This window comes from Nocardia sp. NPDC127526 (assembly GCF_042672265.1).
Lineage (GTDB): Bacteria > Actinomycetota > Actinomycetes > Mycobacteriales > Mycobacteriaceae > Nocardia.
Map to the genome: position 1 here is coordinate 310,319 of NZ_JBHXVO010000003.1, position 26,201 is coordinate 336,519.

20 protein-coding genes and 1 pseudogene are annotated in these 26,201 nt (G+C 66.6%); 16 read left to right on the top strand and 5 right to left on the bottom strand.

Annotated features, from left to right (window positions below; genetic code table 11):
• Window positions 1–32 precede the first annotated feature (32 nt).
• Complete coding sequence (locus ACFVIV_RS07620; protein ID WP_379193978.1) at window positions 33–1,535, top strand: hypothetical protein; 1,503 nt, start codon at window positions 33–35, stop codon at window positions 1,533–1,535.
• Here ACFVIV_RS07620 and ACFVIV_RS07625 read toward each other — a convergent pair.
• Entirely contained in the window at window positions 1,532–2,275 is a 744-nt protein-coding gene (locus ACFVIV_RS07625; protein WP_379193979.1) for a helix-turn-helix domain-containing protein, read from the bottom strand. The genes ACFVIV_RS07620 and ACFVIV_RS07625 overlap by 4 nt on opposite strands.
• Window positions 2,276–2,829: 554 nt before the next feature.
• Entirely contained in the window at window positions 2,830–3,330 is a 501-nt protein-coding gene (locus ACFVIV_RS07630; RefSeq protein ID WP_379193980.1) for a MarR family winged helix-turn-helix transcriptional regulator, read from the bottom strand.
• Window positions 3,331–3,433: 103 nt separating this feature from the next.
• On the opposite strand from ACFVIV_RS07630, the gene ACFVIV_RS07635 reads away from it, so the two are divergent.
• Window positions 3,434–4,396: an EamA family transporter gene (locus ACFVIV_RS07635; RefSeq protein ID WP_379193981.1), complete on the top strand. Its 963-nt coding sequence runs from the start codon at window positions 3,434–3,436 to the stop codon at window positions 4,394–4,396.
• Between the two features lie 90 nt (window positions 4,397–4,486).
• On the top strand, window positions 4,487–5,140 hold the full coding sequence (locus ACFVIV_RS07640) for an NAD(P)-dependent oxidoreductase (RefSeq protein ID WP_379193982.1): 654 nt from the start codon (window positions 4,487–4,489) through the stop codon (window positions 5,138–5,140).
• Here ACFVIV_RS07640 and ACFVIV_RS07645 read toward each other — a convergent pair.
• Window positions 5,137–6,732 (bottom strand): protein kinase, encoded by a 1,596-nt coding sequence (locus ACFVIV_RS07645; RefSeq protein ID WP_379193983.1) that lies wholly within the window; start codon window positions 6,730–6,732, stop codon window positions 5,137–5,139. The genes ACFVIV_RS07640 and ACFVIV_RS07645 overlap by 4 nt on opposite strands.
• Before the next feature lie 178 nt (window positions 6,733–6,910).
• Window positions 6,911–7,642, bottom strand: a complete 732-nt coding sequence (locus ACFVIV_RS07650) for a S1 family peptidase (RefSeq protein WP_379193984.1) — start codon at window positions 7,640–7,642, stop codon at window positions 6,911–6,913.
• A gap of 275 nt (window positions 7,643–7,917) precedes the next feature.
• On the opposite strand from ACFVIV_RS07650, the gene ACFVIV_RS07655 reads away from it, so the two are divergent.
• Window positions 7,918–8,676, top strand: coding sequence for a MerR family transcriptional regulator (locus ACFVIV_RS07655; RefSeq protein ID WP_379193985.1), 759 nt, complete (start codon window positions 7,918–7,920; stop codon window positions 8,674–8,676).
• 115 nt (window positions 8,677–8,791) lie between these two features.
• Here ACFVIV_RS07655 and ACFVIV_RS07660 read toward each other — a convergent pair whose 3' ends face one another.
• On the bottom strand, window positions 8,792–10,012 hold the full coding sequence (locus ACFVIV_RS07660; protein ID WP_379193986.1) for a hypothetical protein: 1,221 nt from the start codon (window positions 10,010–10,012) through the stop codon (window positions 8,792–8,794).
• 249 nt (window positions 10,013–10,261) lie between these two features.
• Here ACFVIV_RS07660 and glf point away from each other — a divergent pair, with 249 nt between their 5' ends.
• From glf to ACFVIV_RS07720, 12 genes and pseudogenes are all read left to right on the top strand, one after another.
• Window positions 10,262–11,458 (top strand): UDP-galactopyranose mutase, encoded by a 1,197-nt coding sequence (glf, locus tag ACFVIV_RS07665; protein WP_379193987.1) that lies wholly within the window; start codon window positions 10,262–10,264, stop codon window positions 11,456–11,458.
• Window positions 11,455–13,392 carry a glycosyltransferase gene (locus ACFVIV_RS07670; RefSeq protein ID WP_379193988.1) on the top strand — a complete coding sequence of 646 codons (1,938 nt, stop codon included), beginning with the start codon at window positions 11,455–11,457 and terminating at the stop codon, window positions 13,390–13,392. Before glf ends, ACFVIV_RS07670 begins: the two co-directional genes overlap by 4 nt.
• Window positions 13,389–13,967, top strand: coding sequence for a phosphatase PAP2 family protein (locus tag ACFVIV_RS07675; RefSeq protein ID WP_379193989.1), 579 nt, complete (start codon window positions 13,389–13,391; stop codon window positions 13,965–13,967). The genes ACFVIV_RS07670 and ACFVIV_RS07675 overlap by 4 nt, the downstream gene beginning before the upstream one ends.
• Window positions 13,968–13,996: 29 nt before the next feature.
• Window positions 13,997–14,944 (top strand): decaprenyl-phosphate phosphoribosyltransferase, encoded by a 948-nt coding sequence (locus tag ACFVIV_RS07680; protein WP_379193990.1) that lies wholly within the window; start codon window positions 13,997–13,999, stop codon window positions 14,942–14,944.
• A 1-nt stretch (window position 14,945) separates the two neighbouring features.
• A complete protein-coding gene (zomB, locus tag ACFVIV_RS07685; protein ID WP_379193991.1) occupies window positions 14,946–16,934 on the top strand; it encodes a flagellar motor control protein ZomB in 1,989 nt (662 codons plus the stop codon).
• Window positions 16,935–17,179: 245 nt separating this feature from the next.
• Complete coding sequence (locus ACFVIV_RS07690; RefSeq protein WP_379193992.1) at window positions 17,180–18,211, top strand: alpha/beta hydrolase; 1,032 nt, start codon at window positions 17,180–17,182, stop codon at window positions 18,209–18,211.
• A gap of 216 nt (window positions 18,212–18,427) precedes the next feature.
• Window positions 18,428–19,516 carry an alpha/beta hydrolase gene (locus tag ACFVIV_RS07695; RefSeq protein ID WP_379193993.1) on the top strand — a complete coding sequence of 363 codons (1,089 nt, stop codon included), beginning with the start codon at window positions 18,428–18,430 and terminating at the stop codon, window positions 19,514–19,516.
• A gap of 256 nt (window positions 19,517–19,772) precedes the next feature.
• Window positions 19,773–20,816, top strand: a complete 1,044-nt coding sequence (locus ACFVIV_RS07700; protein WP_379193994.1) for an alpha/beta hydrolase — start codon at window positions 19,773–19,775, stop codon at window positions 20,814–20,816.
• A gap of 303 nt (window positions 20,817–21,119) precedes the next feature.
• The gene (locus ACFVIV_RS07705; RefSeq protein ID WP_379194206.1) at window positions 21,120–22,130 is read left to right on the top strand and encodes an alpha/beta hydrolase; all 1,011 of its coding nucleotides are present in this window, start codon (window positions 21,120–21,122) and stop codon (window positions 22,128–22,130) included.
• Between the two features lie 325 nt (window positions 22,131–22,455).
• Window positions 22,456–23,493, top strand: a complete 1,038-nt coding sequence (locus ACFVIV_RS07710; protein WP_379193995.1) for an alpha/beta hydrolase — start codon at window positions 22,456–22,458, stop codon at window positions 23,491–23,493.
• Window positions 23,494–23,586: 93 nt separating this feature from the next.
• Window positions 23,587–24,900, top strand: a pseudogene (locus tag ACFVIV_RS07715) (alpha/beta hydrolase-fold protein); the annotation flags it as partial.
• Window positions 24,901–25,013: 113 nt separating this feature from the next.
• The gene (locus ACFVIV_RS07720) at window positions 25,014–26,102 is read left to right on the top strand and encodes an alpha/beta hydrolase (protein ID WP_379193996.1); all 1,089 of its coding nucleotides are present in this window, start codon (window positions 25,014–25,016) and stop codon (window positions 26,100–26,102) included.
• The last annotated feature ends 99 nt before the right edge of the window (window positions 26,103–26,201 follow it).

Genomic DNA, 26,201 nt, shown 5'->3' on the forward strand with positions numbered 1-26,201 from the left:
TACTTCCCAATTCCCCTTTTCTGGAGGCAGTTATGCCATTCATCTTCACGTCGCGAAAGCTGGCTGCGGCGATCGTCAGCGTGGTAGTAGGCGCTGGATCGGTCGTGGCGATGACCGCGATCGGGACGGCCGCGACGGGGTGTATCGCGTCGGGTACGGATGCGGACATCAATGCCGCGCTGACCGGTAGCGGCGCGAAGGCGGTGCTGTGCCCCAATGCCGTGTTCGATCTTGCCGGTCCGGTCACGTTCACCGCGCCCGGCCAGGAGGTGTCGACGCAAGGCTATCCGACTGATCAGACGCGGGCCGTGCTACTCGTCAGCGGTAGCGATCAGACGACTGCGGTCAACGGCCTCGGACAGGCCGGTGCCGTGCTGCGCAATGTGCAGGTCGACGGAAACCGCCCGGCCCTCGGCCATTTGAAGGGTGAGGCGCTCATCCTGATGGGTGGAGCCGGCACGGATCAGACCGTGCGGGACACCGTCGCCCGCGAACCCCGAAGCTGGTCGGCAATGCACTTCTTCGAAGGCGCCGTCACCGATAACGTGCCCCAGTGTCAGCGGGCGACCATCGTCGGCAACCAGATCGGACCGGCGGGCCAGGCCGACGGAACTTGGGCGGACGGTATCTCGTTGGCCTGCGGATCGAGCCTTGTCCAGGGCAATACCGTGACCGACGCCACGGACGGCGCCATCGTCATTTTCGGCGCTCCCGGATCCACGATCCAGAACAACACCATCGTCGCCGTCTCCCGCCAGTTGCTGGGTGGCATCAATATGGTCGACTTCGCCCCGGTGGGCGGCAACTACACCGGGACCGTCGTCGAGAACAACGTGATCGACGGCAGGAGCGACTTCATCAAGGTCGGCATTGCGATGGGCCCCGCGATCTGGAACTGCGCGACCGGCACCAACTACGGCGCCGCCGTCACCGGTAATACGCTGCAGGGCCTGAACATCGGCTACGGCTACGCCGTCAACGGCGTCACCAATTGGACCGTGACCGGCAATATCGATCACGCGCGACATGTCGGCGCTCCCGGATTCGGTTGCAGCGGTGTGCAATCGGCGCCGTCCGGCTTCCAGATTCAGGCGGCGACCTCGGCCACGCTGCAGCCGGAGTTCCAGCACGCGCAGCTTCAGTCCGTGCTCGGTATCTCCGAGCCGCCGATCCTGCGCGTCCCCATCACGTCGCCCACCGGTTGCGGGGTCATGCGGGTGGACGAAGGCTTCCACCCCGGCCAGTCGCTCTCCTCGTGCGACGGCCGTTTCACGCTCACTCTGCAGAATGACGGCAACCTCGTGCTCACGCAGTCCGGCACCCCCATCTGGGCTTCCGCGACCGCCGGCCGCGGCAGCGTGGTGGCCATCATGCAGCAGGACGGCAACTTCGTCCTCTATGACGCTGCGGGCCGAGTTCTCTGGTCGACCCGGACCAACCCCAGGGGCTCGGTCCTGGCGGTTCAGGATGACGGCAACGTTGTCGTCTACACGGCAGACGCCCAGCCGTTGTGGTCGACGAACACGGCGCGCTAGTGCCGTGGGACCCGGTGTGATCCGGGCCGGGGAATGAGCCGGCACATCCACCACGGGCGGTTGGGGAATTCGGGCGAGTAGATGCGCACGCTCAGTTCCTCGGTCCGATGGCTGCCGGGGGAACGGACGAGGATGTGGATGTTCTCGCTGGTCCGGTGTGGTTGCGGGCTGTTCCAGAGTTCGTCCCACTCGGGTGCTTCCTGGCATCTGCGCACGGCTGCCGCGATCTGCACATCGGTGGCGATGTTCGGAGTGAGCATGCGCACGCTGTGGAGCAGGCGCTGGGCTTCCTGGCGCCAGCCGACGATTACCGTGCGGGCGGCGGGGTTCAGGAACATCCATTCGACGAAGTTGGTGCCGGGACTGCTGCCGGGGAATACGCGTTGGTGGGCGGCATTGGCGGCGACGATCGTAAAAGTCGGCAGGGCATAGAGACTCGCCGGATGCGGGAGGCTGTTCAAGTCGGCCAGATCATCCTCGGTTGGTACCAAATGGTCGGTATTGGATAAACCGAATACCCCGGGCAGACTCAGGCCGAGGATGTATTTGCGATACATCGGCGGCACATCCAGCTGGTCGAACAGGACTTGCAGGGTGGGCAGGGTCGTCGGCCGGGTGCCGAGTTCGATCTTTTCGATCAGGGAGACCGAGACGCTGGCTCGTTTGGCGAGTTCGGCGCGGGTGAGGTGAGCATCCTCGCGGCGACGACGGATGTATTCGCCGAATCGGTTGTCGGCCAACGCGGCTCACCTCTTTCCTATTGACAACTCACGGGTTCTGTATGCCGGGTTTCCCACGGATTGTGTGGACGGAGATCGTTGATCTTCGAACCGAATACCTCGGATAATAGAACACATGTTCGAATGATAGCTGGAATGGTGCCACGACCTGCGATGGTGCGGGTCGTGTTGCCGTCGTGCTTGGGGTGGAAGGCGGTCTTGTGGACTGGGTGGACAGATGCGTCGGCGGGAGGGTTGCGCGGGCGATGGGTGATGCGGGGATCGGGGTGGTGGAGCTGGCTCGGGGGATGGGGATCGATGAAAGGATTCTCGTTGATCGACTTGCCGCGCCGGCTACATTCACGGCCTGCGAGTTGATCGTGGCGGCAGGGGTTTTGGGGTGTGATGCTGTCGGGTTGCTTCCGGATGCGCGGTGCCGGGAGTGTGTGGAGAGTGCGCGGGGCGGGTCGACGCGATTGTCCGAGAGGTATTTTCGGTGTGCTCGGTGAGAATTGAATGAATGAGGGCGGCGCTCCCGTGGTTGGGAGCGCCGCCCTCATTTTTTGCGTTGGGGGTCAGGCGATCGATGTATCTCCAAGGGCCACAGAGAGACTGCGCAACAGGGGGATCAGGTCGGCGCGGTCGGTGGCGGGGAAGGCTTGCAGGACGCGTTCCTGATTGGCGGCGTGCAGGGGGAGCATCGTGTCGACCAGGTCGCGGCCGGCGTCGGTGAGTTGGACTCGGATGGCGCGGCGGTCGGTGGGGTCGGGGACGCGTTCGACCAAGTTCTTGGCGGCCAGGCGGTCGATGCGGTTGGTGATGGCGCCGGAGGTGACCATGAGGGCCTTGTTCAAAGCGCCCGCGGTCAAACCGGTGTCGCCGCCGTTGCGGCGGAGGGTGGACAGGACATCGAACTCCCAGAACTCCATGTTGTGGGCGCGGAAGAAGTCGGCGAGTTCGCGGTCCAGGATGCGGGCGATGCGGGTGAGGCGGCCGGTCAGTTCTACGTAGGAAACGTCCAGGTCAGGGTGGATTCGGCCCCAGGCGGCCCGGATCTCGTCGACTGCGTCGGACATGGTGGCTCCTCTCGAAGTTGAAAATCTCAATATCAAGATACTTGACACTGAGAGATCTAGATGGTGTTATTTCAACGTTGAGATTATCAATGAGGAGCTAACGATGAACAGCATGACGCGCGGCGGGGCGGCCGCACTGGTGGGGACCCTGGCGGTTACCGGGCTGGCGCCGCTGGTGTGGGGATCCACCTACGCGGTGACCACGGAGTTCCTGCCCGACGACCGGCCCATGTTCACGGCGCTCATGCGGGCGCTGCCCGCGGGGCTGCTGCTGCTCGCCATTACGCGGAAGCTGCCGCACGGCGAATGGGTGTGGAAGGCAGGTGCTCTCGGCGTGCTGAACATCGGAGCCTTCTTCCCGCTGCTGTTCCTCGCGGCCTACCGGCTGCCGGGCGGCATCGCCGGGGTGCTCGGGGCCGCGGCGCCGCTGATCGCGCTCGGATTCGCCACCGTGGCGCTGAACGAGAAGGTCACCACGCGGAAGCTGGTCGCGGGCATCATCGGAATGTTCGGTGTGGCGCTCGTGGTGCTGCGGGCCTCCGCCGCACTCGACACCGTCGGCGTGATCGCGGGCCTGCTCGGCGCGGCCTCGATGGCCGGCGGCACCATCCTGACCAAGCGCTGGGGACGGCCGGAAGGCGTGGGCCCGCTGGCACTGACCGGCTGGCAGCTCACCGCGGGCGGACTCATGCTGCTGCCGCTGGCCCTGCTCATCGAGGGCGCGCCGCCGGCGCTGGATGCCACCGCCATCGGCGGCTACCTCTACCTCGGACTGATCGGAACCGCTGCGGCGTACGCGATCTGGTTCCGCGGACTGGCCAAGGCCAATGCCACCTCGGTCGCCTTCCTCGGACTGCTGAGCCCGCTGTCGGCCGCCGTCATCGGCTGGATCGCGCTCGGCCAGGCCCTCACCCCGCTGCAGATGCTCGGCATGGCCATCGCGCTCGGCGGCACCCTGCTCGGACAGACCGGCGCGGCGCCGAAGCCCGCACCCGAGCCGGCGAAGCGCGTGGTCGAGGTCGGGGAGGTCCGGCTCATGGCCGCCGCCACCCGTACCGCCGCCTGAACACCTCGCAATACCCGAAATAAGCCCTCCCACAAGCCGGTACGCGCTCCCGCGGCGCGTACCGGACCCATTTCACGAAGGAGTTCCCCAATGCACATCACGGTTTTCGGAGCCTCGGGCGGAGTCGGCAGCCGGACGGTGATCGAGGCGGTGCGCCGCGGCCACCGGGTGCGGGCGGTGTCGCGCGACGCGGCGAAGCTGACGGACCTGCCGGACGGCGTCGAGGTCTGGTCGGGCGATGTGTCCGACGCCGAGCAGGTGGCGGCCGCGAGCGCCGGCACCGACCTGGTGATCAGCGCGACCCGGCCGGTGCCCGGCCGCGAACACGAGCTCGCGGAGGTCGCCGAGGCCCTGCTGGAAGGACTGCGGCAGCAGGAAACTCGACTGCTGGTGGTCGGTGGCGCGGGCAGCCTCACCGTGGCGGGCACCGGCAAGACCGTGGTCGAACAGCCGGACTTCCCCGACTTTCTGAAGCCGATCGCCAATGCCTGCGGCGACCAGCTGGCGGTGTTCCAGCGGGCAGCGCAACAGCCCGGCGGCGGCGCGGTGAACTGGGCCTATCTGAGCCCGGCCGCTCTGCTCGAGCCCGGCGAGCGCACCGGAACCTACCGCCTCGGCGCGGACGAGCTGATCGCCGATGACGAAGGGAACTCCGCGATTTCGATGGAGGACCTCGCCGTCGCCCTGCTCGACGAGGCCGAGCAGCCCAAGCACCACCGCGTCCGATTCACCGTCGGGTACTAGGACACCAGCTCGGCGCTGTCGATCAGATAGCTGTCGCCGTTCGGGACCAGCGTGGCCACACGCTTCTCGACGGCGACTTTGCCGTCCCCATAGACCAGATGCAGCTGATAAGTGACCGTATTGTCCGCCGGATTCGCCGTCACTTCCGAGGTAACGACAGTGGCGACGGTCTTCCAGAACGACTCGTAGCCGGCGAATCCGCCGATGCGGTTCTGATAGCTCGTGGTCAACCGGGCCCACGCGGCGCCGGTGTTCCCGAGCAATGAGGAGTAGTGCGAACGCAGGAAGTTCGCCATCTGCGTCGCCGCGGCGGCCGCCGTGGTGGGCTGCGTGGTGACCTGGGTCGTCGAGACGGTGGTCGGTGCCGTCGTGACGATCGACGTGCTGCCGGCCGTCGTCGGACCGGTTGCCGCCGAAGTCGTTCCCTGCCCGGCGGGCGGGCTGTCGTCACCGGTGAACCGCACCGCCAGAACCACACCCGCGATCAGCAACACCACAAGTGCTGCCGCCAAGATGATTCCGCGTCGCGGGACCGTCTGCGACTTCGGCGAGCCCGGCGACTCGGGCAAGCCCGGCGGACTCGCGTCGTGGGGCGGTGTGGCGGGATATGTGTGTGGTGACAGCCCCGGCGCGGTGGAAGCCGCGTGTGCCGTCGGCGCGTCGGGCAGCGTAGAGCTGCGGGTCGTAGCACCCGCCGCCCACCCGGCCTGCCCCGGCACCCCGGGCAGCGGGTTGATCTGGGTCGGAGCCGTCCGGAAAGGCGTTGGCGCACCGCCGTTCTCCCGATCCAGCGCGGCTCGTGCCGCGGCCGCCAGCACCCCGGCGGCCGGGAAGCGCTCATCCGGATCCTTCGCCATCCCCTGTGCGATGACCGCATCGAACGCACCGGGCACATTCGCCGCCTCCGACGGCCGCGGCGGCGGCAGCGTGAGGTGGGCCGCGATCTGCCGGCCGAGACTGTCGACGGGGAACGGCTTTGCGCCCGTGAGGCATTCGTGCAGGACGCAGGCCAGGGAATACACATCCGCCCGCGAGTCGTAGCGTTCGTGTGCGAGTCGTTCCGGGGCCATGTAGGCGAAGGTGCCGATGGCGGCGCCGACCGTGGTCAGGCTGGTGTCGGCGTCGCCGCGGGCGATGCCGAAGTCGATGAGATAGGCGAAATCGCCTGGTGCGATGAGGATGTTGGACGGTTTCACATCCCGGTGCACCAGCCCTTGCCGATGTGCCGCGTCCAGGGCCGCCGCGACCTGTTCGAGGATCCCGACCGCCCGCGCCGGGGGCAGTGGCCCGCCGTGCACCAGTACCGCCGCCAGATCGGTCCCCTCGACCAGCCGCATGTCCAGGAACAGCTGGCCGTCGATCTCCCCGTACCCGTGAATGGGAATGATGTGCGGTTCGCTCAGCCGCGCCGCCGCCTGCGCTTCCCGGCGGAATCGTTCCCGGTATCCCTGGTCGTGGGCGAAGTCCTCGGGCAGCACCTTCAGCGCGACGACCCGATCCGTCTCGGTGTCGTAGGCGCGGTACACCCGCCCCATGCCGCCCTCACCGAGCAGTCCGAGCAGCCGGTACCGGCCGAACGGTGTTCCGTCCACGGTGTTCCCCTATCGCGTGTGCGCCCCGAGTATTCGAAAATACTCGAGCACGAAGCGAACAGGACAATACCTTTCGAGCCCTGGCGAGCACTCGGAAGCGGGTCTGCCCTGCGGAAATGCGAAGAGGGCGGCACCCCGAACCGGGAGTGCCGCCCTCTCAGCGTATTTCGGCCGGGGCTCAGAAGACCCGGAAGCCCGCGCCCACGCCGCCCTTGCGGTTGATGTCGGCGAGCACCATATCCATGGTGGTGGACAGGTCCGGCTGGTAGATGAGATCGCCCGCGCCCTTGCAGGACGGCAGTTCGACGCTCACCGGGCCGACGTCGATGCTGGTGCCGGCCACGATCATGCCGACCAGGCGGTCGCCGAGCAGCACCGGCGCGCCGGAGTCGCCGTGGTCGGCGCAGACCTGGCTGCGGAACCAGGCCGGGTTCACGTCCCAGACCACGCCGCAGGTGTAGCCGGTGGTGCGGCCGTTCTTGCAGGCCATATCGCCGAGCTTGGGGGCGCCGCCGACGCCGTTGATGACCGACTGCGCGACCTGCCGGGTCGGGATGACCCGCTCGGCGTCGAAATGGATAACGGCCCAGTCGTTTCCGTCGTACTTGTTGGCGATGACGCCGATGCCGCCGCTGGGGGTGTATTCGGCGGCGATGCGCGCGCCGATCTCACCGCAGTGGCCGGCGGTCAGGCCGACGAGCCGGTTCTCGTTGTCGTAGCCGATGGCGGTGAGCGTGCACTCGGCCACCATGCCCTCGTCGTCGAGCTGTTCGACATAGATGCCGGAGCCGCCGCCGAGCGTGACCGGCGGCGCGGCCTGGGCGCTCGCGGGCATCAGCAGAGCGGAGCTGAGCGCGGTCGCGGCGATGGCCGCCCAGCGCAGGACTCGGGCGCGGCCCGCAGACAACATTTGCTTTTTCCCATCCCCGGGACGCGCGTGTGCGTCCCCCGGCTGAACGAATCGACGAACGCGATTGAAAAATGAGCTTTCCAGCGCGCTCGCGGATCTTGTCACGACGCTCACCGGAGGCGCAAGTACCTGCCGGTCGGTGACTGATTCGGCGACCGATGCGCTATCCCCGGACCGCCTCGGGAAGGCGCATACTGAATAAGTCTTGACCTTGACGCTACGTCAACTTGCATCCTGAGTTGGTCGAGGCGAACGAAAGGAAGAAAGGACGAACAGTGGCAACCGAATGGTCCATCCAGGATCTGGCCAAGGCCGCCGGCACCACCAGCCGCACCCTGCGGCACTACGGTCAGCTCGGCCTGCTGCCGCCCACCCGGATCGGTTCCAACGGCTACCGCTATTACGGCCAGGAATCCCTCGTGCGATTACAGCGGATCCTGTTGCTGCGCGAACTCGGACTCGGTCTGCCGACCATTGCCGAGGTTCTCGAGGGCGAACAGGACACCGCCGCCGCCTTGCGCACGCATCTGGAACTGCTGAAACAGGAGCAGGACCGGATCGCGCGCCAAATCGCCTCGGTGCACACCACATTGCGCAAAACGGAAGCAGGTGAGCCACTCATGGCGAACGAAGTGTTCGACGGATTCGATCACACGCAGTACAAGGACGAGGTCATCGAGAAGTGGGGCAAGGACGCCTACGAATCGGGTGACCGCTGGTGGCGGGGGCTGAGCGACGCCGAGAAGAAGGCGTTCATGCAGACCCACGTCGATATCGCCGACGACTACGGCCGCGCACACCGCGCCGGAGTCCCGGTCGACAGCGACGAGGTGCAGGCCATCGTGCAGCGGCACTACGACTGGCTGGGCGTGAGCTACCAGGGCAAGCCCCCGGTCAAGCAGCACTTCCTCGGACTCGGCGAAATGTACGTCGCGGACCCGCGTTTCGCGGCCAACTACGACGGCCCCGGCGGCGAGGGCACCGCGGCCTACGTCCGCGATGCGATGAAGGTCTACGCGGAGGCCAACCTCTGAGGCCGGTGGATCGCATAGAGAACGGCCCGAGCGAGAAACACTCGCTCGGGCCGTTTTGCATTCGCCCCTGAGAGAAGGGGTTTCAGGGGGAACCCCTGAGAGTTACGAGAGTTGTCTAAGCGGCACACATGGACTGCATGACGCCCTTGAGGATCGGCGCACCATAAGTGGTCGGCGCGAACGCCAGGGTCTGCGCGACCGACAGCGGCGTGAGGATCGTCGAGGCCACACCGGTCCAGCCGGCGATCATATTGCCCAGTGTCATCAGCAGACTGGTGGTGTCCAGCGCCAGAGTCACCAGATCGAAGGCATTCTCGACGGTCACATCGGCGAGCGCCACGGTATTGAACACCTTGCCCTCGTAGATGTCGAAGCCCAGATTGGCGAGGAAGGTCATCGGCCCGTAGTCCATGGCGTTCACCAGCGGACCGAGCTGCTCGGTGCGGCGCAGGGTCACGATCTCGGCGACCCGGTTGTGCTCCAGAAAGCCCTGGAGGGCAACGGCATTGGCATTGACCGCCGCCGGGTCTACCGGCAGTCCGGCGGTGGTGGTGAGGAAGGAACGGGTCCGCTCCACCAGATCGGAGGTCTTCAGCTCGGCCAGCGGCGTGCAGGCCCCGTCGGCGAGGGTGAGCTGATTGGCGAGATCGATCAGCGGCTGCGGAACTGCGACCTGCTCATCGGGCAGCTCCAGCCGGAGCTTCTGGTACGCGCCGGAGGTGTTGCAGCCCAGCGCGAGCTGATCCTGCACGGCCCGCGCCAGGGATTTCACGCCATTGAAGATGGCGCCCACGATCGGCTTGAGCACGAAGCCGACGGTCGGCACCAGGCTGGCGCCCAGCTGCGCCGGGATCTTCACGATGCGGGTGGCCAGGATGAAGGTCTCGATCACATCGTTCACCGTGAGGTGGGTGATCGGGATGACCTTGTTGATCCGCCCGGTGCGAATGGCGTCCAGATTGTTCACCAGATGGGTGACGATCGGATCGTCCAGGAATTCCAGCCGCCCGCCGAATTCGGCCGAGTCGATGGGCAGCGTGGAGCGGTGCACGCGGATATTCGCGATGGAGTACCGGAAGTCGTCCACCCGCCGGTCGTAATCGGCCTGCTGATGCGCGGGCACCACGGTGCGAATCGCGGTCGCCGCATTCGTAATGATGTCGTCGAAGGTTGCCGAGCCCTTGCCGCAGACTCCGTCACCGTCGGCGACGGGTGCGGCGGCGAGGGTGTCCTCGGCGGCTCGGGCGGGAGCCGCGGCGGGGATCAGAGCTGCGGTGCCGAGGACGGCGGACAGCGTGAGCGCGCCCACGAGGGGCGCGAGACGGGGGAACCGCATGGGTGATGGTCTTCCGGGTCTAGCGGGGGCACGGCCGCGTAGTTAGCACACGGCAACAAACTGGACGGACGTTCAGCTTGGTTCGGTATGTAATACAGTCCGCGTGACGCGCTTGTCCGGGATTCGGTGAACATTGCGCAAAACCTCGACGATTTCTCCCACCCACCGGGACGGCCCGGACCACCTCCGCAAACCCTCCCCACCGGAGCCCACGCGCGCTCTCATCACCTTCCGATACGCTGGGCTCCCGTGACCGCCGCATCGCCCTTCGATCTCATTGTCGTCGGCTCCGGTTTCTTCGGGCTGACCGTCGCAGAACGCACCGCCAACCTGCTCGGAAAGCGGGTATTGGTGGTCGAACGCCGCTATCACCTGGGCGGCAACGCGTACTCGGAGGCGGACCCGGAAACGGGCATCGAAATCCACAAGTACGGCGCCCACCTCTTCCACACCTCCAACAAGCGGGTGTGGGATTACGTGAACCAGTTCACCGAGTTCACCAACTACCAGCACCGGGTCTTCGGCCTGCACAAGGGCCAGGCGTACCCGCTGCCCATGGGGCTGGGCATGATCTCGCAATTCTTCGGCCGCTACTACACCCCCGACGAGGCGCGTGCGCTCATCGCCGAGCAGTCGGCGGAGATCGACAGCAAGGACGTGACCAACCTCGAGGAGAAGGGCATCTCGCTGATCGGCCGCCCGCTCTACGAGGCGTTCATCCGCGATTACACGGCCAAGCAGTGGCAGACCGATCCCAAGGAGCTGCCGGCCGGCATCATCACCCGGCTGCCGGTCCGCTACACCTTCGACAACCGCTACTTCAACGACACCTACGAGGGTCTGCCCAAGGACGGCTACACCGCGTGGCTGTCCAAGATGGCGGAGAGCCCGAATATCGAGGTGCGCCTCGATACCGACTGGTTCGACGTACGCGACGAGGTCCGCGCCCAGAACCCGGACGCCCCCGTCGTCTACACCGGTCCGCTGGACCACTACTTCGACTACGCGGAGGGCGAACTCGGCTGGCGCACCATCGATTTCGAGACCGAGGTGCTCGAAACCGGTGACTTCCAGGGCATTCCGGTCATGAACTACAACGATGCGGACGTGCCGTTCACCCGCATCATCGAGCCGCGCCACTTCCACCCCGAGCGCGACTACCCGACCGACAAGACGGTCATCATGCGCGAGTTCTCGCGCTTCGCCCAGACCGGCGACGAACCGTACTACCCGATCAACACCCCCGACGACCGCGCCAAACTGGTCGCCTACCGCGAGCGCGCCAAGGCCGAGACCGCGGACAACAAGGTGCTCTTCGGCGGCCGCCTGGGCACCTACCAGTATCTGGACATGCACATGGCCATCGGCGCCGCGCTGAGCATGTTCGACAATGTGCTGCGGCCGCACCTGGAATCCGGCGCTCCCCTGGTGGACACCGCCGAATGACCGCCCAAGCGACGCTGGAAGAGATGACCACCGAGACCCGCGCCAAGTCCCTGCTGCAGCGCATCATCCTGCCGCGGCCGGGCGAACCCCTCGATGTGCGCAAGCTGTACCTCGAGGAATCCGAGACCAATGCCCGTCGCGCGCATGCCATCACGCGCACCGCGCTGGCCATCGGCGCGGAATCCGAGGTGTCGTTCTGCACCTATTTCAACGCCGTCCCGGCCAGCTACTGGCGGCGCTGGAGCGTGCTGAAGTCCGTGGTGCTGCGGCTGGAACTGTCCGGCCACGGCCGGGTGGACGTGTACCGGTCCAAGGCCGACGGCTCCCGCATCCACGTGCAGGGCGACGAGTTCAGCACGCCCGGCGACGGCGCCGCGGCCGCCGCCTTCGTGGAATTCGAAGTGGATCTGGGCCCGTTCGAGGACGGCGGCTGGATCTGGTTCGACATCACCACCGACAGCCACGTCGAAATGCGCAGCGGCGGCTGGTACGCGCCGATCGAGGCGCCGGGTGAGGGCAGCATCGCCGTCGGCATGCCGACCTTCAACCGGCCGACCGATGCGGTGAAGACCATTGCGGCCCTGGGCTCCGACCCGCTGGTGCTGAACAAGATCAAGGCCGTCATCATCCCCGACCAGGGCAATCGCAAGGTCGTGGACGAGCCCGGATTCGCCGAGGCGGCCGCGCCGCTGGGCGACCGCCTCGCAATCCACAACCAGCCCAACCTCGGCGGCTCCGGCGGCTACAGCCGCGTCATGTACGAGGCGCTCAAGACCACCGACGCCGAGTACATCGTCTACATGGACGACGACATCGAGATCGAGCCCGACTGCATCCTGCGCGCGCTGGCCTTCTCTCGATTCGCCAAGTCGCCCATCCTGACCGGCGGCCAGATGCTCAACCTGCAGGAGCGCTCGCACCTGCACACCATGGGCGAGGTCGTGGATCGCGGCATCTTCATGTGGACCGCGGCTCCCAATGTCGAATACGACCACGATTTCTCGAAGTACCCGCTGCGCGACCGCGACAATTCGAAGCTGCTGCACCGCCGCATCGATGTCGATTTCAACGGCTGGTGGACCTGCGTGATCCCGCGCCAGGTCGCCGAGGAGATCGGGCAGCCGCTGCCGCTGTTCCTCAAGTGGGACGACGTCGAATACGGTTTGCGCGCACGCGAACACGGCTATCCGACCGTCACGCTGCCGGGTGCGGCGGTGTGGCACATGGCGTGGAGCGACAAGGACGACGCCATCGACTGGCAGGCGTACTTCCATCTCCGCAACCGCCTGGTCGTTGCCTCGCTGCATCTTCCGAACGACGGCCGGCCGATGGTCATCAACACCGTCAAGGCCACGCTGAAGCACCTGCTGTGTCTCGAGTACTCCACGGTGGCCATCCAGAATCAGGCCATCCGCGACTATCTCGCCGGCCCGGACAAGCTGTTCGAACTGCTCCCCACCGCGCTCGGCAAGGTGCACGCCATGCGCAAGGAGTACCCGGACGCGGTCATCGTGCCGTCCTCCACCGAACTGCCCATGGCCTCCCGCGCCGACGTGGGCGCGGTCGGCGAGCCCGGCAATCCCATTGCCAAGATCGCCCGCCTCGGCAAGGGCGTGCTGCACAACTTCCGCAAGGCCAAGCCGCAGCATCACGACACCCCGCAGCTGAACGTGCCCACCCTGGACGCGCGCTGGTTCCTGCTCTCGCAGGTCGACGGCGTGACCGTAACGACTGCCGACGGCCGCGGCGTCGTCTACCGTAAGCGCGATCCCCGCAAGGCCGCGGAGCTGTTCAAGGAGGCCATGCGCCTGCGCAAGGAACTGGCCGAACGGTTCCCGGAGGTGCGTGAGCAGTATCGTGCCGCGCACGCGCACCTCAGCAGCAAGGCCGCGTGGGAGAACGTTTTCGGCATCACAGGAAATGAGACCAAATGAGCGCACCCCAGTCGGCGTCCGATTCCGATCGCGGTCTGCGAGTGGTCCCGGATACGCCGGCGGCCCCCGCGCCCGCCGAGGTCAAGATCATCAACGCGGTGCAGGCCACCATCGGCCAGAACCCGGCGGTGGTCAAGGCCGCCCGCGGCATGTCCCACTTCGGTGAGCATTCACTCGGCTGGATCGGCATCGCCGCCGTCGGCGCGCTGGTCGACAAGCCGCGCCGCCGCCAGTGGGCCGGTGCGGCCGTCGGCGCGTTCGGCGCGCACGCCGCCTCCGTGGTGATCAAGCGGATCGTCCGCCGCCCCCGGCCCAACGATCCATCCGTGCAGGTCAACGTGTCGACGCCGAGCAAGCTGAGCTTCCCGTCCTCACACGCCACCTCCACAACGGCGGCGGCTGTGTTGCTGGGCAGGCTCACCGGGCTACCCTTGCCTGCGGTGCTCGTCCCGCCGATGCTGCTCTCCCGGGTCGTCCTCGGAGTGCACTACCCCTCCGACGTGCTCGCCGGTTCAGCGCTGGGCGCCGCATCAGCCGCCGTAGTGCTTGCCGCCGAAAAGAGACTCGCCAAGTGACCGCATCACAGGAAAGAGCGCTTGTTGACATGAGCGAAGAGCCGACCAGCACCGAGCTAGACGAGGCGGTCGTCAAGGGACCGCCCAAGACGCTGGCCGGCGGCCTCGTGAAGGCCATGCGCCCGCGCCAGTGGGTCAAGAACGTCCTGGTGCTGGCCGCTCCGCTGGCCGCGGGCAAGACCGCGGCCGGTGACCTGGTCATCGGCGACTGGCAGGTGCTGGGCAACCTGGGCATCGCCTTCGTGGTGTTCTGCATGGCGGCCTCGGGCATCTACCTGGTCAACGACGCGCTCGACGTGGACGCCGACCGAGCGCACCCGACCAAGCGGTACCGGCCCATTGCCGCCGGCGTCGTGCCGGTCAACCTGGCCTACGCGCTCTCGGTCGTGCTGCTGGCGGCCTCGATCCTGCTGTCGTTCATCGCCTCCTGGAATCTCGCCGTGGTGATGGCCGTCTACATCGGCATCCAGCTGGCCTACTGCTTCGGCCTCAAGCACCAGGCCGTGCTCGATATCTGCATCGTCTCCTCCGGCTTCCTGCTGCGCGCGGTCGCCGGCGGTGCGGCGACGGGTATCGCGCTGTCCCAGTGGTTCCTGCTCATCATGGCGTTCGGCTCGCTGTTCATGGCGGCCGGCAAGCGCTATGCCGAGCTGAAGATCGCGCTCGACACCGGCGCTAAGATCCGCAAGTCCCTGGAGTACTACACGCCGACCTACCTGCGCTTCGTCTGGACCGTGGCCGCCACCGCCCTGGTGGTGTTCTACGGTCTGTGGGCGTTCGAACAGGGTCGGGCCAAGGACACCGAGATGTACGCCATCTCGATGGTCCCCTTCACCATCGCCGTCCTGCGCTATGCCGTGGACGTCGACGGCGGTGAAGCCGGTGAACCCGAAGAGATCGCCCTGGGGGACCGGGTCCTCCAGTTCCTCGCAATCGCCTGGATCGGAGCGGTAGGTGTCGCTGTCTATCTCACCTGACGTGGTAGAGGGAGAAGAGCGAGAGGAGGGCGCGCCGACGGCACAGTTGCCGGTCGGACGCGCCCGCCGTCGTGCGGTCGATTCCGCGCGCGGCTTCACGCGACTATCCCGAACCGTATTCGTCGGTGGGATCCTGCTGACCGCGGCCGTGTTCGCGGCCGGCGGCTGGCAGCGGCGCTGGATCGCCGATGACGGCCTGATCGTGCTGCGCACGGTGCGCAACCTGCTCGCGGGCAATGGTCCCGTGTTCAATATGGACGAGCGCGTCGAGGCGAACACCAGCACGGCCTGGACCTACATCGTCTGGTTCTTCAGCTGGCTCACCCAGATCCGGCTGGAGTACGTGGTGCTCGGCATCGCGCTCACGCTGTCGGTGCTGGCGGTCGTATTCGCCATGCTCGGCGCGGCCCGGCTGTGGGGCGGAACGGGTTCCGCGCTGCTGCTGCCCGCCGGCGTGCTGGTCTACATCGCGCTGCCGCCGGCGCGCGACTACGCCACCTCCGGGCTGGAGTCCAGTCTGGTCATCTTCTGGCTGGCCGTGCTGTGGTGGTGGCTGATTCGCTGGAGCCAGACCGAGCAGCCGCGCCTGGCCAACTTTTTCGGGCTGGTGTTCTTCGCGGGCCTGGCCCCGCTGATCCGGCCGGAGATGACGCTGGTCGGCGCGCTGGCCCTGCTCATGATCTTCTGCGCGCCGCTGCCGCAAACCCGGCTGCGGCCCATGGTGTTCCGTGCGCTCATCGTGGCGGTCGCGGGCCTGGTGCCGGTCGGCTACCAGATCTGGCGGATGGGCTACTACGGCCTGCCCTACCCGAACACCGCCGTGGCCAAGGACGCGGGCGGGGCCAAGTGGGGTCAGGGCTTCGTCTATCTGTGGAACTTCATCGGCCCGTACTGGCTCATCGTGCCGCTGGTGGTGCTGGCCGTGGCCGGAATCGTCGCCGGGCTGGCGTACCGGGCCGACCATGCGGGCGGTCGCCACACCGCGGATTCCGATGCGGCCCAGGACAAGAGCCTGCGCCGGCGGATCCACCGCCTGAGCCAGTGGCTGCACTCGCCGTCCGCGGTGGTCGCGCTCATGCTGGGCAGCGGTGCGCTGCTCACCGTGTACGAGATTCGCGTCGGCGGCGACTTCATGCACGGCCGCATGCTGCTGCCGCAGCTGTTCTGCCTGATCCTGCCGGTGGCGGTGCTGCCGCTGCGGGTGCCGGCGGGCTGGTTCGGGGTGCCCGGATCGCGGCGGCTGGACTGGGCTTTCGCCATTGTGCTGCTGGCCTTCGCGGGCACCATCGGCTGGGCGCTGTTCGCGGCCAACACCACGGCCATCAAGTCCGGCACCAAGATCAGCTCGACCGGCATCGTGGACGAGCGGATCTACTACGTGCTCAATACCGGTCACGATCATCCGATCCGGGCCGAGGACTACCTGGATTACCCGCGCATGCGGGCCATGGTGCAGGACATCGCCAACAATCCCAATGGCGGTCTGCTGCTGAACTCGCCGTCGTTCATGGCGTGGTACATCGCGCCGCCGCCGCTGCCCATTCCCGAGGGCGGCGCCGGGCATACCGTGTTCTTCCTGAACCTCGGCATGACCAGCATGAACGTGCCCCTGGACGTGCGGGTCATCGATCAGATGGGTCTGGCGTATCCGCTTGCGGCGCATACCGAGCGGCTCACCGACGGGCGCATCGGACACGATAAGAACCTCTACCCGGACTGGGTCGTGGTCGATACCGGCATGGTGGACAAGCACCCGTGGACGCCGTGGTATCTCGACGAGCGGTGGATGACGCAGGCGCGGGCGGCATTGAAGTGCCCGGAGACCGAGGCGCTGCTGGTCTCCACCCGCGACCCGATGACCTTCGAGCGCTGGCGGCACAACTTCAAGAACGCGTTGGAGTTCGCCAAGTACCGCATCGATCGGGTGCCCAAGTACGAACTGCAGCGGTGCAATATCCCGGATCCGACCGCGCCGGTGGCGCCGAAGTAATTCGAAGACAAACAACCCCCGCGCCCAAAACGGGCGCGGGGGTTTGATTTTGGGGCTTTTGGGCGGGTTTCGCGTTTGGGGGTTCGGGGGCGAAGCCCCTGAGAGCCCCGAGAGTTGTTTCAGTCTCGATTCGGTAACGCCAAGACCTCGGTTCCGCGATACGCTCTCTGATAACAGCTGGTGCGGCTGATCTTGTATGAGCCGCAACGGCTGTCGCAGTAAACGGATGAAAGGCCGGACGAGGTATGCGGGGCGTCACGAGACGAGAAGTGCTGCGGAAATCGGCGCTGGGGGTGGGACTGGCGGCATTGCTACCGTTCGGCGCGACCGTGGCGGGAGCGCCCGCCGCGCGGGCGGCCTTCGACCCCAGTGGTTTCGACTTCTGGGTCGAATCGTCCATGGGTCCGATCAAGTCGCGGATCTTCCGGGCGGCGGACGGCAATACCAATCGGGTCGTGTACGCGCTCGACGGTATGCGCGCCCGCGACGATCTCAATGGCTGGGAGATCGACACCAATGTCTCCCGGGCGCTCACCGCCGCCAATATCAATGTGGTGATGCCCGTGGGCGGCCGCGCCAGCTTCTATGCCGACTGGAACGAGCCGAGCACCTTCGCCGACACTCCGGCCGGCACCGACGGCGGCACCGCGGACAACGGCTGGTCGCAGATGAACGCGGGCGGTCCGGGCAAGACCTACACCTACAAGTGGGAAACCTTCCTCACCCAGGACCTGCGCAACGCGCTCCGGGATCGCCTGAGCTTCAACGCCACTCGCAACGGCGTGTTCGGGCTGTCCATGAGCGGCAGCTCCGCGCTGCAGCTGGCCGCGTTCCACGCCGACCAGTTCTCCTTCGCGGGTTCGTTCTCCGGTGTGCTGGATATGTCCATGGCCGTTATCCGGCAAGCCATCCGGGTCGCCATGATCGATGCCGGCGGCTACAACATCGACTCCATGGCCGGGCCCAAGGACAAGAAATGGGGGCGCATCGACCCGGTGCAGTTCGCGTCGAAGCTGAAGTCCGCCAATACCCGGCTGTGGGTCTCGTGCGGCAGCACGCTGCCCGCGGAGGAGGGCGCCGTCAACGACTCCCAGGTCAACGCAATCGGTTTGGAGGCCGTGGCGCTGCTCGGCACCCGATCCTTCGAGGCCAAGTTCAACAGCATCGGCGGGCGGAACGCGAGTTTCAACTACCCCGCCGTCGGCGTCCACGACTGGGCCAACTGGGAGGCCCGGCTGACCGAAATGCTCCCCGATCTGTCCGCGAACATTGGCTAAGTCATTCTCGATTCCGCTCCACCCCGCCGGCGGCTTCAGCGCCGAAGCCGCTGGTCAGCCCGGTCGGGGCCACAAAAACGCCGCACAGTGGCCCGGGTCACAAATGTCTCAGTCTGATAACGCCCCGTTAGCCCAGCCACGATAGGGTCTCGGGACGCCCGCCGTGGTCACAAGCACGCGGTGGAAACGAACGCGATACGAAAGGCCGAACGGAATATGCGAGGCGCGCACGAAGGACGTCGGAGATCTAGCGGCGGTTGGTTGAAGAAGTCGGTGCTCGGCGTGGCTGTGGCCATGTTGCTACCGCTCGGGGCGTCGGTGGCAGCGGCTCCCGCCGCGAATGCGGCCTTCAACCCGGCAGGGTTCGACTTCTGGGTCGATTCGGCAGAGATGGGGCCGGTCAAGACGCGCATCTTCCGCGCGGCCGACGGCAACACCAACCGCGTGGTCTACGCGCTCGACGGCATGCGCGCCCGCCAGGACCTGTCCGGCTGGGAGATCGACACCAATGTCGCGCAGGCGCTGACCGACGCGAACATCAATGTCGTCATGCCGATTGGCGGCCAGTCCAGCTTCTACGCGGACTGGAACGCGCCGTCCAGCCTGCTCGGCATCGAGGGCGGCACCGGTTCGGCCTCGGGTTCGGGCACGCTGTCCTCCTCCGGGTCGTCCTCGGGCTCGGGTGGTCTGCAGATCCTGTCCGGTGGGCCGGGCAAGAGCTACCGCTACACCTGGGAGACCTTCCTGACCCAGGATCTGCGCAATGCGCTGCGTGACCGCCTCGGCTTCAAGTCGACCAACAACGGTGTGTTCGGCCTGTCCATGGGTGGTTCCGCCGCCCTGACGCTGGCCGCCTACCACCCGGATCAGTTCGGGTACGCGGGCGCGTTCTCCGGCTATCTGAACATCTCCGCGCCGGGTATGCGCGAGGCCATGCGCCTCGCCTTCATCGACGCCGGCGGCTACAACGTGGACTCCATGGCGCCGCCGTGGGGCCCGCAGTGGCTGCGCATGGACCCGTTCGTGTTCGCGCCGCGCCTGGTCGCCAACAACACCCGCCTGTGGATCTCCGCCGCCAGCGCCATCCCGGCCGCCGGTGACGTCACCGGCGTCATGTCGGTCATCCAGGGCATGCCCCTGGAGGCGCTCGCCCTCGCCAACACCCGCGCCTTCCAGGTGCGCATGGCCACCCTGGGCGGCGGCAACGCAACCTACGACTTCCCGGCCAGCGGCGTCCACAACTGGCGCAACTGGGAGGCCGAGGTCTACCGCATGCTCCCGGACTTGTCCGCCCACCTCGGATAGGACCAACTCTCGGGAACTCTCAGGGGCAAGCCCCTGAAACCCCAAGCCGAAGAGGCCCCCGCCCTGTTGGGCGGGGGCCTCTTGCGGTGTGGGACGGGGGCGGAGGCGCCAAAGTCGAGGAGAGGCGGGACAGGTCTCGTTCTGGACAAGGCGCGCCTGACACGCCTAACACGCCGAGTTGGACGTCCGATACTCGATCCGTAACGAAGATCAGTACTGCAGGTCGGTTGTGCTCCTTGACGAGAGGGCTAGGTCGATGCGGGTCCGAGGCTTCAAAAAGACGGTTCTGGGTGTGGCGGCCGCGGTGCTGTTGCCACTGGGGGTCTCGGTGGTGAGTCCCCCGACAGCGTCGGCGGCCTTCGATCCGTCCGGGTTCGACTTCTGGGTCGACTCGCCCGTCATGGGACCGATCAAGTCGCGGATCTTCCGGGCGGCGGACGGCAATACCAATCGGGTGGTGTACGCGCTGGACGGTATGCGCGCCACCGAGAACATCAGCGGCTGGGAGAACGACACCAATATCGCGCAGGTGCTGACCAGCTGGAACATCAATGTGGTCATGCCGGTCGGCGGCCCGTCCAGCTTCTACGCCGACTGGGCCGCGCCGAGCTCGTTCTTCGGGCTGCCGGCGGGCGCGGGATCCTCGGCCAATACCGGTTCGGGCGCCACCGAGGTGCTCGGCGCCGGGCCGGGCAAGAGCTACCGCTACGACTGGGAATCCTTCCTCACCAACCAGCTGCGCTGGGCGCTGCGGGATCGGCTGGGGTTCAACCCGTATCGCAATGGCGCTTTCGGCCTCTCCATGGGCGGCAGCGCGGCCCTGACGCTCGCCGCCTACCACCCGGACCAGTTCAGCTTCGCCGGCTCGTTCTCGGGCTATCTGAACATCTCCGCACCCGGCATGCGCGAGCTCATCCGCACGGCCATGATCGACGCCGGCGGCTACAACGTCGACTCCATGGCGCCGCCGTGGGGCCCGCAGTGGCTGCGCATGGACCCGTTCGTCTTCGCGCCCACCCTGGTCGCCAACAACACCCGATTGTGGATCGCCGCGGGCAGCGGCTTGCCGATGGAGGCGGATCTGCAGGCGCCGTTCGGGGTCGCGGCCGACCGCCTGCTGCGCGGTTCGCCGCTGGAGGCGCTGGCCCTGGCGAATACCCGGGCCTTCCAGGTGCGCATGGATACCCTCGGCGCGCGCAATGTGGTCTATTCGTTCCCGAATGCGGGCCTGCACGCCTGGACGAACTGGCAGGACGAGGCTTACCGCATGGTTCCGGACCTGTCAGCGAATATCGGTTAGCAGTCCCGCCTCTCCGCGACTTCAGCGCCCGGCCAAGTGCCGCGATGGTCCCATTCGCGTGCCAGCGGTCAGGCGCGGGGCAACTTAGCCCGTACCCGACGAGTTACCCGGACCCCACGAAATCAGTTGTCGCGTCCGATTTTCCTCACCAGTGCAGATATCTCGCCGTATCACGATTCGGTATCCTGAGGTGTTTCGCCAGTCATTGGCTCCGAATAGGGGCATATAGAGAACTTCAGAGCGGCTACAGATTCTGCATTTCGGATGTGGTCAACGGTGACCACGCTCGTGAAAGGCGAGTCGATGCGGGTTGTGCGGGTACGCGGCACGGATGTGGTTCGGTACGGGCGCACGCTGTTGCGCCGCTCGCTGGCGGGAGCGGCCCTGGCGCTGACCTTGCCTTTGGCGGTGGCGCTGGGTGGTGGGGGAGCCACGGCGCAGGCGGGTTTCAATCCCGCCGGGCACGATTTCTGGGTCGATTCGAGCATGGGCCCGATCAAGACGCGCATCTTCCGCGCGCTGGACGGCAATACCCAGCGCGTGGTCTATGCCCTCGACGGCCTGCGGGCGCGCAATGACCTGTCCGGCTGGGAGATCGACACCGAGATCTCGCGGGTGCTGCCCATGTGGAACATCAATGTGGTGATGCCGGTGGGCGGCCAGTCCAGCTTCTATTCGGATTGGCTGGAAACCAGCAATACCAATGGGCAGACGGTGCGCTACGAGTGGGAGACCTTCCTGACCCGGGATCTGCGCAATGCGCTCGCGGCCCGGCTGGGTTTCAATCCGCGCGGCAACGGCGTGCTCGGGTTGTCCATGGGCGGCAGCGCCGCATTGGTGCTGGCCGCCTATCACCCGGAGCAGTTCCGTTATGCCGCATCATATTCCGGTTATTTGAATGTCTCCGCGCCTGGTATGCGGGAGGCGCTGCGGATGGCGATGCTGGATGCCGGCGGCTACAACATCGACGCCATGTGGGGCCCGCCGTGGAGCGAATTGTGGTTGCGCAACGATCCTTTCGTGTTCGCGGAACGCCTGCGCGCCAATGGAACCCGGCTGTGGATCTCCAGCGGCAGCGGTCAGCCGGGTCCGCGTGATCAGGTGCGCTCGCCGCTGGACGCCTATCACCTGACCAATGCGGTCGGCCTGGAGACCGTCGCGCTCGCCAATACCCGGGCCTTCCAGGCGCGCATGGAGTCCTTCGGTCCCTGCAATGCGGTGTTCGACTACACGCCGGACGGTGTTCACTCGTGGCACTACTGGCAGGATCAGGTCTTCAAGATGCTGCCGGACATGAGTGCGAACATCGGCTGACTCGACGCGGCCCGGAGTCGAAAGGGGCGTAAGGGATTTTCCCGTTGCCGCGACATCACTGGCGTTTCGCGATAAGGTCACCGCACGATTACGGTCGTGCGGGATGGTGGAAATCGGCCACTCATTAGCACCACCTTGCCAATCGCTCGGAAGGTCGAATACCCTCCAGCGAGCGCAAGTGTGATCCAGACCGTGGTAGCGCTTCGCTCACTTCGAAGTGTCGGGATTCGGGGTGAGCGCATCGAGTATGCATGCTGCGGCTCTGCCCTGCGTGCTGCAGCGATGACAACTGAAGACTATTGCAGTAAGAGAAGGAGCAGTATCCATGCGTTTCGGCAGGTCCGCCATGCCGGAGGGAGTCCAGCCCGGACGCCGTAGTGCTCATCGTGGTTGGGGCGCACGACTTCTGGCAGCCGGCGCCGCGGCGCTGGCCATCCCGACCGCCGCTGCGGTAGCAGCCCCGACCATCGCCTTCGCGGCGCCGGTGTACACGCCGATGCATCGCACCCCGGCGGGTGGTTTCGAAGAGCTGATGGTGCCGTCCTCCATGGGCCCGATCAAGGTCCAGGTGCAGTGGGCGCGCAATGGCGGTGGCTCCGCCCTGTATCTGCTCGACGGCCTGCGTGCTCGTGACGACCGCAATGCCTGGTCGTTCGAGACCAATGCGATGGAGCAGTTCGCCAATGACGACGTCACCCTGGTGATGCCGGTGGGCGGGCAGTCCAGCTGGTACGCCGACTGGGTGTCGCCGTCCAACACCAACGGTCAGAAGTACACCTACAAGTGGGAGACCTTCCTGACCAAGGAACTCCCGGATTTCCTTGCGGGCTACGGTGTCTCGCGCACCAACAATGCCGTGGTGGGCCTGTCCATGAGCGGCCCGGCCGCGCTGCGGCTGGCGGCCTTCAACCGCGGTCAGTTCAAGCACGCCTCGTCGTTCTCGGGCCCGCTGAACTGGAACGCCCCGGGTATGCGTGAGGCCATCCGCATCATGATGCTGGATGCCGGCCGCTTCAATGTGGACTCGCTCGCCGCTCCGTGGAGCCCGGCGTGGCTGCGCATGGACCCGGCGGTGTTCGCGCCGCAGCTGAAGGGTCTGCCGATGTACATTTCGGCGGCTTCGGGTCTGCCGGGCCAGCACGATGCGCCGAACTCGGCGGTCGGGGTGTTCAACACCGCGAATGCCATGGGCATCGAAGCCATTTCGATGGTGACCACCCGCCTGTTCCAGGCTCGCCTGAACTCGCTGGGCATCAATTCGGCCATCTACGACTTCCCGGCCGCGGGCACGCACTCCTGGAAGTACTGGCAGGACGAGCTGTGGAAGGCGCGGCCGCACATTCTGGCCGCCCTGGGGCAGTAAGAACCGAATAAACGCGAGAAACCGGCCGTCCTACGGGGCGGCCGGTTTCTTTGTGGCTCCCCATGTTTCGCCGGGAGCCTGTAGAAAACTAGTGTGACACCTGTGGTGTGTGATGGATGGGGGAGACGCGGGCGCAGAACTCTGCTGGCGCTCGCGGCGATCACGACAGTACTGGCGACCGCCCCCGCGGCGGTCGCGGAACCGGGGGCGGCGACGGCAGCGGCGCCCGCGATCCGAAATGTGGTGTGGCTGACCGAGAGACGCGTGGCCCTGTGGATCGATTCACCGGCCATGGGCACGCCGATACAGGTCCAGTTGCTGCTGGCGCGGGACTGGTACAGCAAACCGGATATGCGGTTCCCGACCCTGCTCATGCTCGACGGCCTGCGCGCCGGCGACGATCAGAGCGGGTGGACCAAAGACGCTGGGGCGGAAGCGTTCTACGCGGATAAGAACATCACTGTTGTATTGCCCATTGGCGGCATGTCCAGCTGGTACACCGACTGGCGCAGACCCGACAATGGCAAGACCTACAAATGGGAAACGTTCCTCACCAAGGAATTACCGCCGCTGCTGGACCAGAGCTGGCGCACCACCAATGTGCGCGGCGTGACCGGATTGTCCATGGGCGGCAGCGCGGCCATGACGCTGGCGGCCCGCAATCAGGGTTTCGTCCGCTATGCCGCCTCGTTCTCCGGCACGCTCACCACCACGACCCTCGGCATGCCCCAGGCCATCGCCTATTCCATGCGCGATGCCGGCGGTTACGACGCCGACGCCATGTGGGGACCGCCCGGCGATGCGGAATGGGCCGCCCACGATCCCTACTCGCTGGCCGAAAAGCTCAGGGGCACCAGCCTCTACGTCTCCAGTGGCAGCGGGCTGGCCGGAGCCTATGACATTCCCAGTGGAATTCCGGGCGTGAGCACCAACTGGGCGGGCATGGCCCTCGAGGTCATCTCGCGTTTCTCCTCACAGTCCTTCGTCGCCAAACTCAACAAACTGAGCATTCCGGTGTCGGTGAATTACCGGCCCTCCGGGACGCATTCGTGGCCGTACTGGGATTTCGAAATGCGCCAGGCCTGGCCGCAGGCGGCGGCCGCGCTCGGCGTGGAAGCGGCCAAACCGGACTGCGCGGCCGCCGGTGAGATATTGCCGGTGGCACTGGCCAAGACCTGGCTGGGGGAGTGCCTGACCACCGAGTTCGCGGTGGCCGGCGGTGCGGCCCAGGATTTCCGCGGCGGGCGGGTGCTCTGGTCGCAGGCCACCGGCGCGCATGCGGTGGGCGGCATGATCGGCGGCGCGTACGAGGGTGCGGCGGGACCCGCTGGGCGGCTGGGATTTCCAACTTCGGACGAATCGCCCATTCCTGGCGGAGCGCACCAGAATTTCCAGCACGGCCGCATTGTGTTCCGGGACGGTAAGGCCGAAATTCAGCTCGGCTGACTGTAAAGTGCTCCGAGGTCCGTGACGCCGATCACTCCATGGTGTCTTTTCCCTGCGGTTCAGGAGTCATTCTCATGGCAGCACAGGGCGAGTCGTGCCCAGGTTCGGTTCGAATAGCGGCAACACAGCATGGCTGGCGGCGCCTGCTGGCGACCGCCGTCGCGGTGATCGCGGTGCCGGGGTTGGCGGCGCCCGCGCTCGCCGACCCGCCGGCCGAGCCGGTGCCGGTGGCCGAACCCGCGCCGGCGGCGGAGCCCGCGCCGGTGGCCGAGCCCGCGCCGGTCGCGGAGCCCGCACCCGAACCGCGCCGCCCCGCAGGCGGATTCGAGGAGCTCATGGTGCCCTCGAGCATGGGCCCGATCAAGGTGCAGGTGCAGTGGGCGCGCGACGGCGGTGACGGCGCGCTGTACCTGCTCGACGGTCTGCGCGCCCGCGACGACTTCAATGCCTGGTCCTTCGAGACCAGTGCCCTGCGCATGTTCGCCGAGGACAACATCACCCTGGTCATGCCGGTCGGCGGGCAATCCAGTTTCTATTCCGATTGGCGCGCGCCCTCGAGCACCAATGGCCAGAAGTTCACGTATCGGTGGGAGACCTTCCTGACCGAGGAGCTGCCCGCCTTCCTCGAGGGTTACGGGGTGTCGCGCACCAAGAACGCGGTGGCGGGGCTGTCCATGGGCGGTTCGGCGGCGCTGGCGCTGGCGGCCTATCACCGCGATCAGTTCAAGCACGCCTCCTCGTTCTCGGGCTATCTGAACATCTCCGCGCCGGGTATGCGCGAGGCCATTCGCATCGCCATGCTCGATGCCGGGCGCTTCAATGTGGACTCCATGGCCTGGCCGTGGAGCCCGGCGTGGCTGCGCATGGATCCGTTCGTCTTCGCGCCGCAGCTGCGCGGGCTGCCCATGTACATCTCGGCGGCCTGGGGCGTGCCCGGCGGTTACGAGGATCCGAGTTCGCCGGTCGGGGCGTTCAATACGGTGAATGCCGTTGCGCTGGAGGTGCTGTCGATGCTGAACACCCGCGCCTTCAAGACCCGCTTGGAGTCGCTGGGCATCGATGCGCGCTACGACCTGCCGGTGCGGGGCACGCACGCGTGGGGCTATTGGCAGGAGCAGCTGGCCAATGCGCGTCCGGATATCCTCGCCGCGCTCGCTTCTTGAGCGCCTGATCGCGAACCGGACAAAGAAAACCGGTCGTTTGCTGACTCTCTCGGATTCCCGCGCGTCCTACCCGGAGAATCGCCCGATCAGGGGTACAAA

Excerpts from the sequence above, each read along its gene's own strand:
- ACFVIV_RS07675 (WP_379193989.1), top strand. The coding sequence starts at position 13,389 with ATGAGCGCACCCCAGTCGGCGTCCGATTCCGATCGCGGTCTGCGAGTG.
- ACFVIV_RS07680 (WP_379193990.1), top strand. The coding sequence starts at position 13,997 with ATGAGCGAAGAGCCGACCAGCACCGAGCTAGACGAGGCGGTCGTCAAG.
- ACFVIV_RS07635 (WP_379193981.1), top strand. The coding sequence starts at position 3,434 with ATGAACAGCATGACGCGCGGCGGGGCGGCCGCACTGGTGGGGACCCTG.
- ACFVIV_RS07710 (WP_379193995.1), top strand. The coding sequence starts at position 22,456 with ATGCGTTTCGGCAGGTCCGCCATGCCGGAGGGAGTCCAGCCCGGACGC.
- ACFVIV_RS07690 (WP_379193992.1), top strand. The coding sequence starts at position 17,180 with ATGCGGGGCGTCACGAGACGAGAAGTGCTGCGGAAATCGGCGCTGGGG.
- ACFVIV_RS07720 (WP_379193996.1), top strand. The coding sequence starts at position 25,014 with ATGGCAGCACAGGGCGAGTCGTGCCCAGGTTCGGTTCGAATAGCGGCA.
- ACFVIV_RS07620 (WP_379193978.1), top strand. The coding sequence starts at position 33 with ATGCCATTCATCTTCACGTCGCGAAAGCTGGCTGCGGCGATCGTCAGC.
- ACFVIV_RS07640 (WP_379193982.1), top strand. The coding sequence starts at position 4,487 with ATGCACATCACGGTTTTCGGAGCCTCGGGCGGAGTCGGCAGCCGGACG.
- ACFVIV_RS07660 (WP_379193986.1), bottom strand. The coding sequence starts at position 10,012 with ATGCGGTTCCCCCGTCTCGCGCCCCTCGTGGGCGCGCTCACGCTGTCC.
- ACFVIV_RS07670 (WP_379193988.1), top strand. The coding sequence starts at position 11,455 with ATGACCGCCCAAGCGACGCTGGAAGAGATGACCACCGAGACCCGCGCC.
- ACFVIV_RS07695 (WP_379193993.1), top strand. The coding sequence starts at position 18,428 with ATGCGAGGCGCGCACGAAGGACGTCGGAGATCTAGCGGCGGTTGGTTG.
- ACFVIV_RS07700 (WP_379193994.1), top strand. The coding sequence starts at position 19,773 with ATGCGGGTCCGAGGCTTCAAAAAGACGGTTCTGGGTGTGGCGGCCGCG.
- ACFVIV_RS07650 (WP_379193984.1), bottom strand. The coding sequence starts at position 7,642 with ATGTTGTCTGCGGGCCGCGCCCGAGTCCTGCGCTGGGCGGCCATCGCC.
- ACFVIV_RS07630 (WP_379193980.1), bottom strand. The coding sequence starts at position 3,330 with ATGTCCGACGCAGTCGACGAGATCCGGGCCGCCTGGGGCCGAATCCAC.
- ACFVIV_RS07705 (WP_379194206.1), top strand. The coding sequence starts at position 21,120 with ATGCGGGTTGTGCGGGTACGCGGCACGGATGTGGTTCGGTACGGGCGC.